The 18,154-nt window shown below is 63.2% G+C and carries 16 protein-coding genes; 7 read left to right on the top strand and 9 right to left on the bottom strand.

Annotated elements, in window-relative coordinates; translation table 11 throughout:
• Window positions 1-17: 17 nt before the first annotated feature.
• Entirely contained in the window at window positions 18-1,937 is a 1,920-nt protein-coding gene (locus H040_RS21060; protein ID WP_027918394.1) for a HAMP domain-containing methyl-accepting chemotaxis protein, read from the bottom strand.
• A gap of 248 nt (window positions 1,938-2,185) precedes the next feature.
• Window positions 2,186-3,079 carry a KPN_02809 family neutral zinc metallopeptidase gene (gene ypfJ / locus H040_RS21055; protein ID WP_027918395.1) on the bottom strand — a complete coding sequence of 298 codons (894 nt, stop codon included), beginning with the start codon at window positions 3,077-3,079 and terminating at the stop codon, window positions 2,186-2,188.
• A gap of 188 nt (window positions 3,080-3,267) precedes the next feature.
• Here ypfJ and pcaH point away from each other — a divergent pair, with 188 nt between their 5' ends.
• Together pcaH and pcaG are read left to right on the top strand one after the other, a co-directional pair.
• A complete protein-coding gene (gene pcaH, locus H040_RS21050) occupies window positions 3,268-3,987 on the top strand; it encodes a protocatechuate 3,4-dioxygenase subunit beta (RefSeq protein ID WP_027918396.1) in 720 nt (239 codons plus the stop codon).
• Window positions 3,988-3,997: 10 nt separating this feature from the next.
• Window positions 3,998-4,603, top strand: a complete 606-nt coding sequence (pcaG, locus tag H040_RS21045) for a protocatechuate 3,4-dioxygenase subunit alpha (protein ID WP_027918397.1) — start codon at window positions 3,998-4,000, stop codon at window positions 4,601-4,603.
• A 127-nt stretch (window positions 4,604-4,730) separates the two neighbouring features.
• Here pcaG and trmA read toward each other — a convergent pair whose 3' ends face one another.
• From trmA to H040_RS21025, 3 genes are all read right to left on the bottom strand, one after another.
• On the bottom strand, window positions 4,731-5,816 hold the full coding sequence (trmA, locus tag H040_RS21040; protein ID WP_027918398.1) for a tRNA (uridine(54)-C5)-methyltransferase TrmA: 1,086 nt from the start codon (window positions 5,814-5,816) through the stop codon (window positions 4,731-4,733).
• Window positions 5,813-7,108, bottom strand: coding sequence for an NCS2 family permease (locus H040_RS21035; protein WP_027918399.1), 1,296 nt, complete (start codon window positions 7,106-7,108; stop codon window positions 5,813-5,815). The genes trmA and H040_RS21035 overlap by 4 nt, the downstream gene beginning before the upstream one ends.
• A gap of 270 nt (window positions 7,109-7,378) precedes the next feature.
• Window positions 7,379-8,599 carry an MFS transporter gene (locus H040_RS21025; RefSeq protein WP_027918400.1) on the bottom strand — a complete coding sequence of 407 codons (1,221 nt, stop codon included), beginning with the start codon at window positions 8,597-8,599 and terminating at the stop codon, window positions 7,379-7,381.
• A gap of 345 nt (window positions 8,600-8,944) precedes the next feature.
• Here H040_RS21025 and H040_RS21020 point away from each other — a divergent pair, with 345 nt between their 5' ends.
• The 3 genes from H040_RS21020 to H040_RS21010 are packed head-to-tail and all read left to right on the top strand — an operon-like array spanning window position 8,945 to window position 11,557.
• Window positions 8,945-10,381 (top strand): cytochrome ubiquinol oxidase subunit I, encoded by a 1,437-nt coding sequence (locus H040_RS21020; protein WP_027918401.1) that lies wholly within the window; start codon window positions 8,945-8,947, stop codon window positions 10,379-10,381.
• A 3-nt stretch (window positions 10,382-10,384) separates the two neighbouring features.
• Complete coding sequence (gene cydB, locus H040_RS21015) at window positions 10,385-11,392, top strand: cytochrome d ubiquinol oxidase subunit II (protein WP_027918402.1); 1,008 nt, start codon at window positions 10,385-10,387, stop codon at window positions 11,390-11,392.
• A gap of 9 nt (window positions 11,393-11,401) precedes the next feature.
• On the top strand, window positions 11,402-11,557 hold the full coding sequence (locus H040_RS21010) for a DUF2474 domain-containing protein (RefSeq protein ID WP_016489104.1): 156 nt from the start codon (window positions 11,402-11,404) through the stop codon (window positions 11,555-11,557).
• 53 nt (window positions 11,558-11,610) lie between these two features.
• Here H040_RS21010 and H040_RS21005 read toward each other — a convergent pair whose 3' ends face one another.
• Together H040_RS21005 and H040_RS21000 are read right to left on the bottom strand one after the other, a co-directional pair.
• Entirely contained in the window at window positions 11,611-12,735 is a 1,125-nt protein-coding gene (locus H040_RS21005) for a methyltransferase (RefSeq protein WP_027918403.1), read from the bottom strand.
• 93 nt (window positions 12,736-12,828) lie between these two features.
• Window positions 12,829-13,539 carry an autoinducer binding domain-containing protein gene (locus H040_RS21000; protein ID WP_027918404.1) on the bottom strand — a complete coding sequence of 237 codons (711 nt, stop codon included), beginning with the start codon at window positions 13,537-13,539 and terminating at the stop codon, window positions 12,829-12,831.
• A gap of 211 nt (window positions 13,540-13,750) precedes the next feature.
• Between H040_RS21000 and H040_RS20995 the strand changes: the two genes are divergently transcribed.
• A complete protein-coding gene (locus tag H040_RS20995) occupies window positions 13,751-14,527 on the top strand; it encodes a ferredoxin--NADP reductase (protein ID WP_027918405.1) in 777 nt (258 codons plus the stop codon).
• A gap of 32 nt (window positions 14,528-14,559) precedes the next feature.
• Here H040_RS20995 and mscL read toward each other — a convergent pair whose 3' ends face one another.
• Window positions 14,560-14,979 (bottom strand): large-conductance mechanosensitive channel protein MscL, encoded by a 420-nt coding sequence (mscL, locus tag H040_RS20990; protein WP_027918406.1) that lies wholly within the window; start codon window positions 14,977-14,979, stop codon window positions 14,560-14,562.
• A 178-nt stretch (window positions 14,980-15,157) separates the two neighbouring features.
• Here mscL and radA point away from each other — a divergent pair, with 178 nt between their 5' ends.
• The gene (gene radA / locus H040_RS20985) at window positions 15,158-16,525 is read left to right on the top strand and encodes a DNA repair protein RadA (RefSeq protein ID WP_027918407.1); all 1,368 of its coding nucleotides are present in this window, start codon (window positions 15,158-15,160) and stop codon (window positions 16,523-16,525) included.
• A gap of 60 nt (window positions 16,526-16,585) precedes the next feature.
• On the opposite strand, the gene H040_RS20980 is transcribed toward radA, so the two are convergent.
• Window positions 16,586-18,103: a nucleobase:cation symporter-2 family protein gene (locus tag H040_RS20980; RefSeq protein ID WP_027918408.1), complete on the bottom strand. Its 1,518-nt coding sequence runs from the start codon at window positions 18,101-18,103 to the stop codon at window positions 16,586-16,588.
• Between the last annotated feature and the right edge of the window lie 51 nt (window positions 18,104-18,154).

Here is an 18,154-nt window from a genome sequence, read left to right as displayed (position 1 = left end):
GCCCCGTGCTCTTGAGGTCAGACGCGGAACTGGCTGACCAACATCTGCAGATGCCCACCCAGGCGCGCCAGTTCGACGCTGGACGCCGCTGTCTCGTCGCTGGCAGCGGCCGTCTGCTCCGATACATCCCTTACATTCAGAATGCTGCGGCTGATCTCTTCAGCCACCGCACTCTGCTGCTCGGCCGCCGCAGCGATCTGCTGGTTCATCGACTGGATGCTCGACACCGTGCTGGTGATGTTCTCCAGCGAAGTCCCGGCCTTGCGCGCCAGCTCCACACTGCTGTCGGTCAGCGTGCGGCTGCCCTGCATGGCATTGGCCACTTGCTGGGTACCGTGCTGCAGGCTGGCTACCAGCTCTTCGATCTCTTCGGTGGACTTCTGTGTGCGCTGGGCCAGGCCACGCACTTCATCGGCCACTACCGCAAAGCCACGGCCGGCCTCACCGGCACGGGCTGCCTCGATCGCGGCGTTCAGTGCCAGCAGGTTGGTCTGCTCGGCGACCGACTTGATCACGTCCATCACGCTGCCGATCTTCTGGCTTTCCTGCTGCAGCAGGTTCATGGCCTCGGTGGAGCGGTGCACTTCTTCGGCCAGGCGCTCGATCTGGCTGATCGCCTCGCCTACTACGCGGTCACCGGCACGGGCCTCGTCGTCGGCACCGGTGGCTGCGTGCGACGCTTGCTCAGCGTTGCGCGCCACTTCCTGAACGGTGGCGGCCATTTCGTGCATGGCGGTGGCCACCTGGTCGGTCTCGACTTTCTGGCTGTTGGCGCCAGCGCTGGTCTGCTCGGTTACCGCCGACAGCTCTTCGGCGGCACTGGCGATCTGGGTGACGCCGTCACGGATGCCGCTGATCAGGTCGCGCAGGGTGGTGCCCATGCGCGCGATGCCTTGTTGCAGTACACCAATCTCGTCGCGGCGGGTGACGCGCAGGTCGTGGGTCAGGTCGCCAGCGGCGATGCGTTCGACAGCTTGCAAGGTCTCGCGCAGTGGGCGGGTGATCTGGCGGGTGATGACAACCGCGGCGATCACGCCAGCCAGCAGCGCCAACAGTGTGGCGATGGTCTGCAGGCTGCGTGCCTGGGCGCTTTCGACGTCGCGGCGGTCAATCTGGATCTTGTACAGCGCGTCGCTGCGCTTGACGATGTCGGCACCCTCCACAGTCATTTCCGCACGGGCTACGTTAATGGCGGCGACCGCATCGCGGAACTGGCGCACGGCATCGCGGTAGGCCAGTACCGCCTGTTCGAACTGCTGAACACGGGGTGCCTCGGCCGGTAGCTGGCGCTTGAGGCTGTCGATGTCGGCCAGCGAACCTTCCAGTTGACGCAGGGCGGCCTGCTCGTTGGCGGTGCTGTTGTCGGCAATGTAGCCGCGCACATCGACGCGCACCTGCAACAGTTGCTGGCGCGCCTTGCTGATCAGCTGGTACTGGGCCAGGCGCACGCTGTCAGCCTCGGGGCGGGACATGACGTCCTGGCTGAGCGTTTCCATCGCTTCATCGGCCTTGGCCGCCGACACGTTCATCGCATCGCGGGCGGCCAGCGAACTCTTGTAGCCGGCGCGCATCTTGTTCAGCGATACCTTGTATTCGCTGATGGTCTGCCCCAGCTCCTTGAGCAGCTCGACGTTGGCCGGGCTGGTGAAGGTGCTGACCAGGTATTCCTGCTGCTTGCTGAAGGCGTCGAGCTTGGCCTGTGTGTTGGCGGCGGCGGCATCATCGCCGTTGGCGATCATGTATTGCAGGCGCGCCACGCGCAGGTCGGTCAGGTCCTTGTTGAGCTGGCCGATGTCGCCCATCCAGTTGCTGCGGTCGATCAGGCTGCCCAGGCTGGTCCAGCCGGTCAGGGCCAGCAGGCCGGTTAGAAACAGCACCAGGCCGAAGCCCAGGCCGAGTTTGAGGTTGACGCTGATGTTGGCGAACCAGCTGTTCATGCACGCTCTCCAGAAAATTCATTCGCTCACTTGATCATCGATCGCAGGGCGTTGTTGTTCTGGGGCCTGCTGATTCGTGCAGGTGTTATCGGCACGACGAAGGGAAAGCTGAATCGCTTTTTCAGCTGATTTGTAACTTTGGTGATCGCAGGCGGCTGTGCAGCCCATCGCCGGCAAGCGCGGCGCCTACATCGATCAAGCGGGGAGCCGCGCTTGCCGGCGATGGGCCGCAAAGCGGCCCCAAGATCTCAAAGGCTACGCGCGCTGAAGGTATCGCAGCTGTTCACATTACCCTGGGCAAACCCGGCCTTGAACCAGCGCACCCGCTGCGCCGAGGTGCCATGGGTGAACGAGTCGGGTACTACGCGCCCCTGGCCTTGCTGCTGCAGCCGGTCATCGCCAATGGCATTGGCCGCATTCAGTGCTTCTTCTACATCGCCAGGTTCCAGCCAGTTCAGCCGTTTCTGCGCCTGATACGCCCACACTCCGGCCAGGCAGTCAGCCTGAAGCTCCTGGCGCACCAGCAGGCCATTGTCGCCCTCCATGCGCTGGCCGCCGCGCCGTGCGGCATCGACCTTGGCCGACACACCTAGCAAGGTCTGCACGTGGTGGCCGATCTCGTGGGCGATCACGTAAGCCTGGGCGAAATCACCCGCTGCGGCGAAGCGGTTTTCCATCTCGCGGAAGAACGACATGTCCAGGTAGACACGTTGGTCCGCCGGGCAGTAGAAAGGCCCGACCGCCGCGGAAGCGAACCCGCAGGCGGAGTTCACCTGGCCGCTGAACAGCACCAGCTTGGGATCGCGGTATTGCTTGCCTGCCTGGGCAAACAGGGCCTTCCAGGTATCCTCGGTGTCACCCAGGATCGAGGCGACGAACTGCGCCTGCTCGTCATTGGCCGGCGGCGCCTTGCCGCCTGCGCCAGCCGGCGCTGCCTGATGTTGCTGCTGGTCCATCTGCCCTGCGAGCTGGCCGAGGATCTGCAGTGGGTCCTGGCCGGTGAGCCAGCCGATGCCAACGATCAGCAATATCGCCCCCAGCCCCAGCCCCTTGCCGCCGCCAAAGCGCATGCCGCCGCCACCGCCACCTTCGCCACGGGCATCGACCACGTTGTCGCTGCGCCGGCCTTTTCGCCATTCCATGAAGTGCTCTCCAGAGCGTGAAACATGGGGATAAAGATTAGTTCACCCCAGCCAAAGGTACTAATGCATAACCATTTGGTTATGTATTGGGTGGCTGATTTCAATATTCATCTGGCCCGACCTATCTGAAACTGCAAGTCCGCCTGCCGTGTACAGGCGTTTTCATAATTCCAAGAGAGGAATCCGGCATGCCCGCCCAGGACAACAGCCGCTTCGTGATCCGTGATCGCAACTGGCACCCCAAGGCCCTGACGCCTGACTACAAGACGTCCGTTGCCCGCTCGCCGCGCCAGGCACTGGTCAGTATCCCGCAGTCGATCAGCGAAACCACCGGCCCGGACTTTTCCCACCTGGGCTTCGGGGCCCACGACCATGACCTGCTGCTGAACTTCAACAACGGCGGCTTGCCGATCGGCGAGCGCATCATCGTTGCCGGCCGCGTCGTCGACCAGTACGGCAAGCCGGTACCGAATACCCTGGTGGAGATGTGGCAAGCCAATGCCGGCGGCCGTTATCGCCACAAGAACGACCGCTACCTGGCGCCGCTGGACCCGAATTTCGGTGGTGTCGGCCGCTGCCTGACCGACCGCGACGGATACTACAGTTTCCGCACCATCAAGCCGGGCCCATACCCATGGCGCAATGGCCCGAACGACTGGCGCCCGGCGCACATCCACTTCGCCATCAGCGGCCCGTCGATCGCCACCAAGCTGATCACCCAGCTGTATTTCGAGGGCGACCCGCTGATCCCGATGTGCCCGATCGTCAAGTCGATCGCCAACCCCGAAGCGGTGCAGCAGTTGATTGCCAAGCTCGACATGAGCAACGCCAACCCGATGGACTGCCTGGCGTATCGCTTCGACATCGTGCTGCGCGGCCAGCGCAAGACCCACTTCGAAAACTGCTGAGGACCCCGTCATGCCTATCGAACTGCTGCCGGAAACCCCCTCGCAGACCGCCGGCCCCTACGTGCACATCGGCCTTGCCCTGGAAGCGGCTGGCAACCCGACCCGCGACCAGGAAATCTGGAACCGCCTGGCCAAGCCGGACGCTGCTGGCGAGCACATCCTGCTGATCGGCCAGGTGTATGACGGCAACGGCCACCTGGTGCGTGATTCGTTCCTGGAACTGTGGCAGGCCGATGCCAATGGCCAGTACCAGGATGCCTACAACCTGGAAAACGCTTTCAACAGTTTCGGCCGCACCGCCACCACCTTCGATGCCGGCGAGTGGACCGTGCACACGGTCAAGCCAGGTGTGGTGAACAATGCCGCAGGCGTGCCGATGGCGCCGCACATCAACATCAGCCTGTTTGCCCGGGGGATCAACATCCACCTGCACACGCGCCTGTATTTCGATGACGAGGCCGAGGCCAACGCGAAGTGCCCGGTGCTCAACCTGATCGAGCAGCCGCAGCGCCGCGAAACCTTGATTGCCAAGCGTTGCGAGGTGGACGGGAAGACGGCGTATCGCTTCGATATCCGCATTCAAGGGGAAGGAGAGACGGTGTTCTTCGACTTCTGATACAAACCCTTGGGGCTGCGTTGCAGCCCATCGCGGCGCAAGGCCGCTCCTACAGGAATATGCGTTCCCCTGTAGGAGCGGCCTTGTGCTGCGAAAGGGCCGCACAGCGCCCCCAGCGATTTATCAGTCAGCGCCGAACCAGCAGGACGCCACTTTCCATGTGGTGGGTATAGGGGAACTGGTCGAACAACGCACAACGCTCGATGCGGTGCGTGTCCTGCAACTGGGCAATGTTCGCCGCCAGCGTCTCCGGGTTGCACGAGATGTACAGGATTCGCTCGAAACGCCGGGTCAGCTCGCAGGTGTCCGGGTCCATGCCGGCACGCGGCGGGTCGACGAACACCGTGCCGAACGCGTAGCTTTTCAGGTCAATCCCTTCCAGCCGGCGGAACGGGCGCACGTCATTCAGCGCCTGGGTCAGCTCTTCTGCCGACAGGCGCACCAGCCGCACGTTATCCACAGCGTTCTCGTCGAGGTTGCTCAGCGCGGCATTGACCGAGGTCTTGCTGATCTCGGTGGCCAGTACCTGGCGCACGCGTGTGGCCAGCGGCAGGGTGAAGTTGCCGTTGCCGCAATACAGCTCCAGCAGGTCGTCCTCACGCTCGCCGATGGCCTCGAAGGCCCAGCTCAGCATCTTCTGGTTCACCGCGCCGTTGGGCTGGGTGAACGCACCTTCTGGCTGGCGGTAACTGAACACACGGCCGGCGACATCGAGCTTTTCCACCGCGTAATCGCGGCCGATCACCAGGCGTTTGCCCTTCGAGCGGCCAATCAGGCTCACGCCGAGGTCTTCGGCCAGCTGCCGGGCAGCCACTTCCCAGGCTTCGTCCAGCGGGCGGTGGTAGCACATCGTGACCATGGCATCGCCGGCCAGGGTGGTGAGGAACTCCACCTGGAACAGGCGGTTGCTCAGCGCTTCGCTGGCCTGCCAGGCGGCTTTCAGGCGCGGCATCAACGCATTGATGCGCTGGCTGGCGATGGGGAAGTCGTCGATCAGGATCGCCTTGTGCTTATCGCCCGGGGCGAACATCGCATAGTGGCGCTGGCCCTCTTCACGCCACAGGCGGAACTCGGCGCGCAGGCGGTAGTGCTCGCGCGGCGAGTCGAAAACGGCCGGTTCCGGCGCGCCAAAGGGCGCCAGCAACTCGCGCAGACGGGCGACTTTGCCCTCAAGCTGGGTGTCGTAGGCGGTGGGATCGAAGACAGCACTCATGCGTTGAACCAGCCCAGCTTGATGACGAACAGGATGGAAAGGATCACCAGGGCCGGGTTCAGGTCGCGGTGGCGGCCAGAGATCAGCTTGACGGCGGTCCAGGAGATGAAGCCGAAGGCAATGCCGTTGGCGATCGAGTAGGTCAGCGGCATGGCCAGGGCGGTCACCACCACCGGGGCGGCTTCGGTAACGTCGTCCCAGTTGATTTCCGCCAGGCCCGAAGCCATCAGCACGGCAACGAACAGCAGCGCCGGGGCGGTGGCGAAGGCGGGCACGCTACCGGCCAGCGGGGCAAAGAACAGCGCCAGCAGGAAGAGGATGGCGACCACGATGGCGGTCAGGCCGGTGCGACCCCCGGCGCTCACGCCAGCAGCGGATTCGATGTAGCTGGTGGTGGTCGAGGTGCCCAGCAGGGAGCCCGCCATGGCTGCGGTGCTGTCGGCGATCAGGGCGCGGCCCATCTTTGGCATGTGGCCATCCTTGCCCATCAGGCCGGCGCGCTTGGCCACACCGATCAGGGTGCCGGAGTTGTCGAACAGGTCGACGAACAGGAAGGCGAAGATCACGCTCACCAGGCCCACGTCGAGGGCGCCCTTGATATCCAGCTGCAGGAAGGTCGGTGCCAGCGAAGGCGGCATGGATACCACGCCACCGAACGGGGTCACGCCCATTACGATCGAGGCGATGGTGACGGCGAGGATGCCGATCAGCACCGCGCCTCGCACCTTCAGCGACTCGAGGCCAACGATCAGAAAGAAGCCCAGGGTAGCGAGGATCGGTGCCGGCTGCTTGAGGTCGCCCAGGCCCACCAGGGTTGCCGGGTTATCGACGACGATGCCGGCATTATGCAGGGCGATGAACGCCAGGAACAGGCCGATACCCGCAGCAATCGCCGAGCGCAGGGGCAGCGGGATACTGTTCACGATCCATTCGCGGATGCGGAAGATCGACAGCAGGAAGAACATCACCGCCGAGAGGAACACCGCGCCCAGTGCCACCTGCCAGGTGTGGCCCATGTGCAGGACCACCGTATAGGTGAAGAACGCGTTCAGGCCCATGCCCGGCGCCAGGGCGATCGGGTAGTTGGCGATCAGGCCCATGGTGGTCGAACCGATGGCGGCGGCCAGGCAGGTGGCGACGAAGATCGCGCCTTTGTCCATGCCGGTCTCGCCGAGAATGCTCGGGTTGACGAACAGGATGTAGGCCATGGCCAGGAAGGTGGTGACGCCCGCAAGAATCTCGGTGCGCACATTGGTGTTGTGTGCTTTTAGTTGAAACAGCCTTTCCAGCATGCCCGCTCCCCAGGGCGCCCTCGCGCCGTGAATGTATCGACCCCATCAGCAAAGCACAGACCGTAGCGGATGCCGTGGTTTTGTGTGGGGCGGAAAAAAGCCGCGCATCATACCAGCATGCTCGGCGGGGGCCTATCGCCGTTGGGGAATGGGTTACCTCTAGCCTGTGCCGGCCTCTTCGCGGGTAAACCCGCCCCCACAGGGATATAGCAAGGGCGGCCCCCTGTGGGAGCGGGTTTACCCGCGAAGAGGCCAGCACAGGAGAGCGAATTATTCGTTGTGCAACCGGTCTCGCTTGGCCAGTGTGGGGAACAGTTTTATCCACACCCCGGTCACCACCAGCGTACCGACCCCCCCCATCACCACCGCCGGCACCGTGCCGAACCAGTGCGCCGTCACCCCGGACTCGAACTCGCCCAGCTGGTTCGACGCGCCGATGAACAACCCGTTGACCGCGCTCACCCGCCCGCGCATCTCGTCCGGCGTCTCCAGCTGCACGAAGGCGCCACGGATGACCATGCTGATCATGTCCGCCGCGCCCAGCACCACAAGCACTGCCAGCGAGAACCAGAACGAGGTCGACAGACCAAAGGCAATGGTCGCCACGCCGAATAGCCCGACGGCGGTGAACATGGTGCGGCCGACCTTGCGCTCCACCGGGAACCGCGCCAGCCATAGCGACATCAGCAGTGCCCCCACCGCTGGCGCCGAGCGCAGCAGGCCCAGGCCCCATGGGCCGGTAAGCAGGATGTCCTTGGCAAACACCGGCAGCAAGGCGGTGGCGCCACCGAGCAGCACGGCGAACAGATCCAGCGAGATGGCACCGAGAATGTCGGGTCGGCTGCGGATGAAGCGGATCCCGGCCATCAGCGATTCGATACTGGCGCGGCCACGCTGAGGCACCTGCTGGCGCGAGTCGAGGCTGAGCATCAGCAGGCAGGCGATGGCGTACAGGGCGACAGTCGGGCCGTACACCCAGATGCTGCCAAATGCGTACAGGAAGCCCCCTACGGCCGGGGCGACGATGGTGGCGGCCTGGGTCGCCGAGGCCGAAGCGGCCACCGCGCGCGGGAACAGCCCGGCAGGTACCACGTTGGGCAGCAGCGCCTGGGTCGCCGGCATCTCGAACGAGCGGGTGGCACCGAGCAGGAAGGCCAGCACGAAAATCAGTTCGCGGCTGACGTTGTCGGTGGCGCTGCCCACGGCCAGCGCCAGGGCGATCAACCCCTGCAAGGTCTGGCACAGCGCCGCGACCTTGCGCCGGTCATAGCGGTCGGCGACGTGCCCGGTGTGCAGCATGAACAATACCCGCGGGGCGAATTCGACCAGGCCCACCAGGCCCAGGTCGAGCACATTGCCGGTCAGCTGGTAGAGATGCCAGCCAATGGCCACGGTGAGCATCTGGAAGCCGCTGGCGGTGAACACCCGGGCCAGCCAGAAAGCGATGAACGGGCGGTGATGACGCAACAACTGCGGTGCGGAATCGGACATCGGAAACCTGTTGGCCTCGGCGCAGTAGAGGGGCCCGCAGCGTATCATCTGTTTGTAACAAACGGTTACTGTTTGCCGTGATCGGCACTTTTTCACGTTTCGCGAAAGAGGGTGGGGCAACCGGTCACGCGGCAAACAACCACACGGCCCGGTGGGCCATTCGGGGCTATGCTTCCTAGTAATCGTTGACTTGGATCAATCGTTCCAGATCTAACGAATTGGCCCTCGGGCCGGAATCCCTGCGATCGAACAGAACAATTCCAACGTGCCGCACTCGACTACCGTGGGGGCAGTGGGCGACGGGGCCACAAGCCCGGACGCCGGATTATCTGAAGAGGAAGCACCATGTTCGGAATAGAGGCCTTAGAGCTCGCCCGAATGCAGTTTGCCTTTACCGTGTCGTTCCACATCCTGTTCCCGGCCATCACCATCGGCCTGGCGAGCTACCTGGCAGTCCTCGAAGGCCTCTGGCTGCGGACCCACTACCAGGTCTACCGTGATCTCTACCACTTCTGGTCGAAAATCTTCGCCGTCAACTTTGGCATGGGCGTGGTCTCGGGCCTGGTCATGGCTTACCAGTTCGGCACCAACTGGAGCCGGTTCTCGGACTTCGCCGGTGCCGTCACCGGCCCATTGTTGACGTATGAAGTGCTGACCGCCTTCTTCCTCGAGGCGGGCTTCCTTGGCGTCATGCTGTTCGGCTGGAACCGTGTCGGCCGTGGCCTGCACTTCTTTTCCACGGTGATGGTCGCGCTCGGCACCCTGGTCTCGACCTTCTGGATTCTGGCGTCCAACAGCTGGATGCAGACCCCTCAAGGCCACGAGATCATCGATGGCCGGGTGGTGCCAGTGGACTGGCTGGCGGTGGTGTTCAACCCATCGTTCCCCTATCGCCTGATGCACATGGCCACGGCCGCGTTCGTTTCCACGGCCTTCTTCGTCGGTGCTTCGGCGGCCTGGCACCTGCTGCGCGGGCGTGACAACCCGGCGGTGCGCAAGATGCTCTCGATGGCCATGTGGATGGCACTCATCGTCGCGCCGATCCAGGCGGTGATCGGTGACTTCCACGGCCTCAACACGCTCAAGCACCAGCCGGTGAAGATCGCTGCGATCGAAGGCCACTGGGAGAACGTGCCCGGTGAATCGACCCCGCTGATCTTGTTCGGCATCCCCGACATGAAGGCCGAAACCACCCGCTTCAAGATCGAGATCCCGGCGCTCGGCAGCCTGATCCTGACCCACAGCCTGGACAAACAGGTGCCGGCGATGAAGGAGTTCCCGCCTGAAGACCGGCCCAACTCGACCATCGTGTTCTGGTCGTTCCGGGTCATGGTCGGGCTCGGCTTCCTGATGATCTTCGTCGGGCTGTGGAGCCTGTGGCTGCGCAAGCGCGGCACACTCTACACCTCGCGGCCGTTCCTCCATGTGGCCCTGTGGATGGGCCCCTCTGGCCTGGTCGCGCTGCTCGCCGGCTGGTTCACCACCGAGATTGGCCGCCAGCCGTGGGTGGTGTATGGCCTGATGCGCACCGCCGATGGCGTGTCCAACCACAGTTATGCACAGCTCGGTTTCACCCTGGTGGCATTCGTGGTGGTGTACTTCGCCCTGTTCGGCACCGGCCTTGGCTACATGATGCGCCTGGTGCGCAAAGGGCCGCAGACGGGCGAGGGTGACGAGCACAACCCCGGAGGCCCTGGCACCACACGCACACCGGCGCGGCCGCTGTCTGCCGCTGATGATGGCCGTGAGGCCGAATCCGCCAGCCTGAGCAAGGGGAACTGAGCCATGGGTATCGACCTTCCGCTGATCTGGGCCGTGATCATCATCTTCGGCGTCATGATGTACGTGGTGATGGATGGCTTCGATCTGGGCATCGGCATGCTCTTCCCCTTCGTCAAGGGCGAGCGTGACCGCGATGTGATGATGAACACCGTTGCCCCCGTGTGGGACGGCAACGAAACCTGGCTGGTGCTGGGCGGCGCCGGGTTGTTCGGGGCGTTCCCGATGGCCTACGCCGTGGTGCTCGAAGCGTTGTACCTGCCGCTGATCCTGATGCTGATCGGCTTGATATTCCGTGGCGTGGCTTTCGAGTTCCGCTTCAAGGCCAAGGCCGACAAGCGTCATGTGTGGGACAAGGCGTTCATCGGTGGCTCACTGGTCGCCACCTTCTTTCAGGGCGTGGCGCTGGGTGCCTTCCTCGAAGGCTTCAAGGTAGTCGATCGGCATTTCGCCGGAGGCACCCTCGACTGGCTGACACCGTTCAGCCTGTTCTGCGGCATTGGCCTGATCGTCGCCTACACCTTGCTGGGCTGTACTTGGCTGATCATGAAGACCGAGGGCGACTTGCAACTGAAGATGCACGACCTTGCCCGGCCGCTGGCGCTGGTACTGCTGGCAGTCATCGGCATCGTCAGCCTGTGGACCCCGATCGCTTATCCGCAGATTGCCGACCGCTGGTTCAGCATGCCCAACCTGTTCTGGTTCATGCCAGTGCCGCTGCTGGTCCTGGTGACCTTCTACGGTTTGCTCAAGGCGGTGGCACGCAATGCGCACTACACGCCATTCCTGCTCACCCTGGTATTGATCTTCCTGGGTTACAGCGGGCTGGGCATCAGCCTGTGGCCGAACATCATCCCGCCGTCGATCTCGATCTGGGAGGCCGCAGCGCCACCGCAGAGCCAGGGCTTCATGTTGGTGGGCACGTTGTTCATCCTGCCGTTCATCCTCATGTATACCTTCTGGAGCTACTACGTGTTCCGGGGCAAGGTGACCCATGAAGACGGCTATCACTAGGAGGGCGCCATGATGACCGGTAAACATGGCCTGGAAGAGAAGAAACCGCTGTGGCAGCGATTGGGTTGGCTGGTGCTGATCTGGGCGATGAGCGTGGCAGCGCTGGGCGTGGCGGCCTGGGTGATGAGGCTGTTCATGGGGGCAGCGGGCCTGACCACCCATTGATTCAGGCCATCAGGGCCCTCTCGCCGGCTTGCCGGCGAGAGGGCCCTGAACGTTTACTTGCGGGCTTTGAGGATCACGAACTTTGGCGTCGCCGCTACCTGCTCCACGCCACGGAACAACCGCGCCAGTTTGCTGTGATAGCCCAGGTGGCGATTACCGACGATGTAAAGTGCACCACCCACCACCAGCGCCTCACGCGCCTGCTGGAACATGCGCCAGGCCAGGAAGTCACCCACCACCTGCTGCTGGTGGAACGGCGGGTTGCACAGCACCACATCCAGCGACTGTTTCTCCACCCCGGCCAGGCCATCACCCGGCATCACCGTTACCGGCCGCTCACCCAGGGCAGCCTGCCAGTTCTCCTGCGCCGATTGCACGGCCATGTACGATTCATCGACCAGGGTGAAGTGCGCGTCCGGGTTGGCCAGAGCGCTGGCAATGGCGAGCACGCCGTTGCCGCAGCCGAGGTCGGCAACGCGGGCGTTGCCCAGGTTGCGCGGCAAATGGGGGAGGAAGGCACGGGTGCCGATGTCCAGGCCCTCGCGGCAGAACACATTTGCATGGTTGAGCAGTTCAAGGGCCGGCGTATCGAGCAGATAGCGGGTCGGGTACGGCGACTTGGCAGCAGGGCGGTCGGCGACCGAGGCGGTCAGCAGGCGGGCCTTTTTCTGCGCCAGTGAGGCTTGCACCGGGCCGATGTACTTTTCCATCAGGTCGCCGGCCGCTCGCGGCAAGTGTTTGATCATGGCACCTGCAATCACCTGGGCGCCGGGTGCCAGGTGGCCTTGCAGGCGGATCAGTTGTTCTTCGAGCAGCGCCAAGGTCTTGGGCACGCGCACCAGCACGCGGTCGAACGGGCCTTGCCAGTGTTCGCTTGCCGGCACGAAGGGCACGCTGTCGAAGGCCTTGTCATTGCGTGCCAGGTTCTTCTCCAGGGCAATGCGCGCCAGGTGCGAATCGCCGCTGCTGACCACTTGCAGGTGCCCGGCCAGGCTGGCCGCCAGGGCGCCGAAACTGTCGTTGAGCACCAGCACGCGGCTGCCGGCTACCAAGCCCTGCGCGTGCAATTGCTCGAGCAGGTATTCATCGGCGGCATCGAAGGCCTGCAGCGGGTCGTTGGCCTGGTCCGGCTGTCGGATCAGGTCGAGTTCGGCGTAGGGGGTGGTCAACAGGGGCATGGCGTCTGGCTCGGGTACGGATCTGCCCACGGCGGTTCGCCACGAGCTTTGCTGCGCGATTCTACAGGGCTTTGCGCGACGCCGCAGGCCTGGCTAGTGTTCGATCAGGCCGCGCATCATGGCGGTGGCGATGGCACCGGCCTTGTTGGCGGCGTTGGTCTTGGTGATCACGCTGCGAATATGAAAGTTCACCGTACTCTGCGACAGCGACAGGATGCAGGCCACATCGGCTGCGGTCTTGCCGGCTGCCGACCACTTGAGCACTTCGATTTCGCGGTCGCTCATCTTCAGCGGCACACTGATTCTGGCCAAGTGATATTCACTGATGATCGCGTGCAGGGTGTGGCACAACCACTGCACCTTGCTGGCCTTGTCATACAGTTCGGCAATCTTCACTTCGCCCAGTGGCCGGCACACACTGACCTGGCTTTCGTTGTGCTGAAGGTCATGCAGGGATTGTGTCCAGCCATGGCGCAGGCCATGCGCGCAGGCTTGTTCGCGGTAGTGGGGCACGTCACGGTACAGTTCGTCGGTCCATAGCACCGGCATGGTCGAGGCGTGGCTACGGATAGCAGCAGCGTCCTGTTTGTAGAAGTCGTCGCGCTGATAACGCTCGATCCACTCGACGGGGTAGTTGCTGTAAAGGTACAAGTGGGGAGACTGGGCAGCGAGTTGAATGCGAAGCTTCAGGCCCATGAATTCCATGCCTAGGTCCTGGGCAAGGTGCACCGCAAGGTCGAACACCTTTTGCGGCGTGCTCTCGCTGACCAGCTTGTGAAGATGCTCATGGTTCCATTGAAACATCTCTCGACCTCCTTCCGTTTCTGGCATCCATTCCATTTGCTGCCGGGAAGAGTGTAGGAAAAGTCTGAGCGTTATGATGGGATTATTTGTAACAGCGGTCATGCATTTATGACGTAACAATCGGGGCAGTAGGCTGTGCCCCTACACTCTTGCGGTTTTTATCCTGTCCGCTTTGCGCGACACTGGGCGCACGCTATCGATGGAGCCCGTCATGACCGCCAGTGCCGACAAATTTACCTGCCAGACCCTGCTCGACGTCCAGCCGCTGACGCCGAACCTGTTCAGCTTGCGGGTTACGCGCGACCCAGGGTTTCGCTTTCGGGCCGGCCAGTTTGCCCGGCTGGGCGTGAGCAAGGCTGATGGCAGCGTGGTCTGGCGTGCCTACTCCATGGTCAGCGCCCCCCATGACGAATACCTCGACTTCTTTTCAATCGTAGTACCGGGCGGGGAGTTCACAAGTGAGCTGAGCCGTCTGGGAGAGGGCGATACCCTGTTGATCGACCGTCAGGCGTTCGGTTATCTGACCCTTGACCGCTTTGTCGGTGGCCGCGACCTGTGGCTGCTGGCCACCGGTACCGGCATTGCACCCTTCATGTCGATCCTGCAGGACTTCGAAGCCTGGGAGCGCTTCGACAACATAAAGCTGGTGTATTCGGTCCGTGAGGCGAAGGAGCTGGCGTATGTAGACGACATCGCCGGGTTGGAGCAGCGTGATTATCTGTCCGAATTTGCTGGCAAGCTGCAGTTCATTCCGGTGGTGACCCGTGAGCAGCACCCAGGGGCATTGAATGCGCGCATCACCACGCTGATCGAAAATGGCGAGCTGGAAAAGGCGGCAGGGCTGGAACTGTCGCCCGAGCATTCGCGGATCATGCTCTGTGGCAACCCGCAGATGATCGACGAGACACGCAAGGTGCTCAAAGCGCGTGACCTGCAACTGAGCCTGAGCAAGCGGCCGGGGCAGGTGGCGGTGGAAAACTACTGGTAATGCAGAGGGGCCGCGAAGCGGCCCCTGCTGTTTCAGGGCAGACGGTTCTGGTTCTGCGCCTTGAGCAGATCGCGGATCTCGGTCAGCAAGGTTTCCTGAGGCGTCGGCACCGGCGGAGTGGTGGGTGCAACGGCTTCTTCACGCTTGAGCTTGTTGATCGCTTTCACGCCCATGAAGATGGCGAAGGCGACGATGATGAAGTCGACCACGGTCTGGATGAACTTGCCGTAGGCCAGCACCACGGCCGGTACATCACCTTCAGCAGCCTTGAGGGTAATTGCCAGGTCGCTGAAGTCGACGCCGCCGATCAGCAGCCCCAGTGGTGGCATGACCACGTCCCCGACGAACGAGGAGACGATCTTGCCGAAGGCCGCGCCGATGATGATACCGACCGCCATGTCGACGACATTACCTTTGACCGCGAAGGCCTTGAACTCACTGAGCATGCCCATGTTTGATTCCTTGTAACAAATGGTGAGGTAAACGCAGTGTAAGCCACTCAAACGCTTCATGCGTTGGCTTCAGGGGTAGTGACTGCGGTTAGAACGAATAGTTTTGTCGCATCTCGACGCGTTCGAGACACGTCGCCCTCGGCTATGATGGCGGTTTTTTTCCAGGAGACCCTGCCCCATGGCCAAGGCCAAGCGTTTGTATGGCTGCACCGAGTGCGGCGCTACCTTCCCCAAATGGGCCGGCCAGTGTGCCGACTGCGGGGCCTGGAACACCCTGGTCGAAACCATGATCGAAAGCGGCGGCGCGGCGGCCTCCAGCGGCCGCGCCGGCTGGACCGGGCAACAGGCGCAGATCAAGACCCTGGCCGAAGTCAGCGTCGAAGAAATTCCGCGCTTCACCACCAGCAGCACCGAACTCGACCGCGTACTCGGTGGCGGCCTGGTCGATGGCTCGGTGGTGCTGATCGGCGGTGACCCGGGGATCGGTAAATCGACCATCCTGCTGCAGACACTGTGCAACATCGCCGTGGGCCTGCCGGCGCTGTACGTCACCGGTGAGGAGTCGCAGCAACAGGTGGCCATGCGCTCGCGGCGCCTGGGCTTGCCCCAGGACCAGCTCAAGGTGATGACGGAGACCTGCATCGAAACCATCATCGCCACTGCGCGGGTAGAAAAGCCCCGGGTCATGGTGATCGACTCGATCCAGACCATCTTTACCGAGCAGTTGCAGTCCGCCCCTGGCGGTGTGGCCCAGGTGCGCGAAAGCACGGCCTTGCTGGTGCGTTATGCCAAGCAGAGCGGCACGGCGATCTTCCTAGTTGGCCACGTCACCAAGGAAGGCTCGCTGGCTGGGCCGCGGGTGCTGGAGCACATGGTCGATACCGTGCTGTATTTCGAGGGCGAGTCCGACGGCCGACTGCGGCTGTTGCGGGCAGTGAAGAACCGCTTCGGCGCGGTCAACGAACTGGGCGTGTTCGGCATGACCGACCGTGGCCTGAAAGAGGTTTCCAACCCCTCTGCGATCTTCCTCAATCGCACCCAGGAAGAAGTGCCGGGGAGTGTGGTCATGGCCACCTGGGAAGGCACCCGGCCGATGCTGGTAGAGGTGCAGGCGCTGGTCGATGACAGCCACCTGGCCAACCCTCGGCGGGTCACCCTGGGCCTGGACCAGAACCGCCTGGCCATGCTGCTGGCGGTACTGCACCGCCATGGTGGCATTCCTACCCATGACCAGGACGTGTTTCTTAACGTGGTCGGTGGGGTGAAGGTGCTGGAGACGGCTTCGGACCTGGCGCTGCTGGCGGCGGTGATGTCCAGCCTGCGCAACCGGCCGTTGGCCCATGGGCTGCTGGTGTTTGGCGAGATTGGCTTGTCGGGCGAGGTGCGGCCTGTGCCCAGTGGCCAGGAGCGCTTGAAGGAAGCAGCCAAGCACGGCTTCAAGCGCGCCATCGTGCCCAAGGGCAATGCGCCGAAGGAGCCGCCAGCAGGGTTGCAGGTCATTGCAGTGACCCGGTTGGAGCAGGCGCTGGATGCGCTGTTCGAGTAAATGAAAAAGGGGAGCCGACGATGCGCATCGGCTCCCCCCACCTCACCGCTCAGTCAGCGGTCAATGCTCGGCAACAGCACTGCGCCTGGGCGCCTGGTTGCCGTGCTCGTCCAGCTCCATTACCGGCACTTCGTTGCCATCGGCATCGAACAGCTTGCCATCCTTGAAGTAGTCACCATCACGCAGGCACGAGATGTCCGAATACTGGATGGTGCGCTCGTAGGCTGCGGCGAATACCGACTGGTTCTCCGAGTTGCCTGTCTTGAAGTGGTTGAACAGCAGGTTCAGCAGGATGGCCATGATTGCCGCCGAGCTGATGCCGGAGTGGAAGATGGTCTCGAACCAGTTAGGGAACTGGTGGTAGAAGGTCGGCGCAGCGATCGGGATCATACCGAAGCCCAGCGAGGCGGCGACGATGATCAGGTTGACGTTGTTCTTGTAGTTGACCTTCGACAGGGTGCGGATGCCGCTGGCGGCCACGGTGCCGAACAGCACAATGCCCGCGCCACCCAGCACTGGAGTCGGTACGGCGGCAATCACCCGGCCCATCACTGGCAACAGGCCCAGCACCACCAGGATCACGCCACCGGTGGCCACCACATAGCGGCTCTTGACCCCGGTCACGGCCACCAGGCCGACGTTCTGAGCGAAGGCGCTCTGGGTGAACGAGCCGAAGATCGGCGCCAGAATGCTCGATGCCATGTCGGCCCGCAGGCCATTGCCCAGGCGCTTGGAGTCGACCTTGGTGTCGATGATCTCGCCCACGGCGAGGATGTCGGCCGAGGTTTCCACCAAGGTCACCATGATCACGATGCACATCGACAGGATCGCGGCGATGTGGAATTCCGGCATGCCGAAGTGGAACGGGGTAGGGAAGGCGAACATCGGGCCTTGGCTGACCTTGCTGAAGTCGGTCATGCCCAGCGCCCAGGCGATCAGCGTGCCGATCACCATGGCCAGCAGAATCGACAGGCGCGAGATGGTCGCGCTGCCCAGCTTGCTCAGCACCAGCACGATGGCGAAGGTCAAGCCGGCCAGGCCGATGTTGGCCATGCTACCGAACTCTGGTGAGGCACTGTTGCCGCCCATCACCCAGCGCGCAGCGACCGGCATCAGGGTCAGGCCGATGGTGGTGATGACGATGCCGGTCACCAGCGGCGGGAAGAACTTGGTGATGCGCGAAAACACTGGGGTGATCAGGAAGCCGATCAACGAAGCCGCCATGACTGCGCCGAGCACGCCCGGCAAGCCGCCACCGCCCTCGCTGCTGAGGATGGCACCCATGGTCGCCACACCGGCGAACGATACGCCCTGTACCAGCGGCAGCTGGCAACCGAAGAACGGGATGCCCAGCGTCTGCAACAGGGTCGCCAGGCCACCGGCAAACAGCGAAGCGGCAATCAGCATGCCGATCTCGGCACCGTTGAGGCCGGCGGCCTGGCCCAGGATCAGGGGTACCGCGACGATCCCGCCATACATGGTCAGCACATGCTGCAGACCATAGGCCAGGTTGGCACCAAGCCCGAGGTTTTCATCCTCGGGGCGCTTGGCGGGAGACGTGCTAGGGGACGTAGTCATGGAGCAGGCTCTCTGTTTATTGTTGTGGCGTTACTGTAGACATTTCCTACA

The organism is Pseudomonas sp. URMO17WK12:I7, from assembly GCF_003269045.1.
In the GTDB taxonomy this organism is placed as follows: domain Bacteria; phylum Pseudomonadota; class Gammaproteobacteria; order Pseudomonadales; family Pseudomonadaceae; genus Aquipseudomonas; species Aquipseudomonas putida_J.
The sequence above is the reverse complement of the archived record's forward strand: the minus strand, read 5'-3'. Positions and strand labels throughout refer to the sequence as shown.